Raw genomic sequence first — 729 nt, 5'->3', positions numbered from 1 at the left:
CAAGCAGCGCTTCTTCAACCATCTGCTCACGGCGATGAAGTGCCCGAGCCTGATCGCGGCGATCGCGGCGGGGATCGAGGCCGGCCACGCCGCCGTCGTCCAGATCGTCTCGACCGGCGAGGCGCTGATGGAGCGGCGGCTGGCCGAGATCCCCTCGGAGGAATGGGGCGACCTTCAGGTCGACGTCACGCCGCGCGAGTACGTGATCGACTACCTCGCCCACGCCTTCCCGACCCAGCTCTACGAGCCCTTCTCCGACGCGGAGGGCGTGATCCAGTCCCGGCCCGTGGTCGACGACGCAGGCCAGCCCGTGCAGTGCCGCGAGGCGGTCGAGGCCCGCGACGCCCTGATCGAGCACCTGTGCGGCTTGAGCCCCGTGCAGTCGGCGCTCGACCAGATCCTGCACTATTTCGGCACCGGCGTCGTCGCCGAGGTGACCGGCCGCTCGCGCCGGATCGTGCGCCGGGCGGGCAAGGACGGCGTCGATCGGCTCGTGCTCCAGAACCGGCCGGCGACCGCGAACCTCTCGGAGACCCAAGCCTTCCAGGACGACGAGAAGCGGGTCCTGGTGTTCTCGGATGCCGGCGGCACCGGGCGCAGCTACCATGCCGACCGGGGCGCGAAGAACCGGCGCCTGCGCGTCCACTACCTGCTCGAGGCCGGCTGGAAGGCGGACGCCGCGGTGCAGGGTCTGGGCCGCACCAACCGCACCAACCAGGCGCAGCCGCC

1 protein-coding gene is annotated in these 729 nt (G+C 71.5%); it reads left to right on the top strand.

Translation table 11 applies throughout. The features are described 5' to 3' along the window. A partial coding sequence (locus VQ02_RS33800; RefSeq protein WP_048448659.1) for a strawberry notch C-terminal domain-containing protein occupies positions 1-729 on the top strand: 729 nt, incomplete at both ends.

Origin of the sequence: Methylobacterium variabile, from assembly GCF_001043975.1 — a bacterium.
Classification (GTDB): Bacteria; Pseudomonadota; Alphaproteobacteria; order Rhizobiales; family Beijerinckiaceae; genus Methylobacterium; species Methylobacterium variabile.
This window is presented reverse-complemented; position numbering and strand designations above follow the sequence as displayed.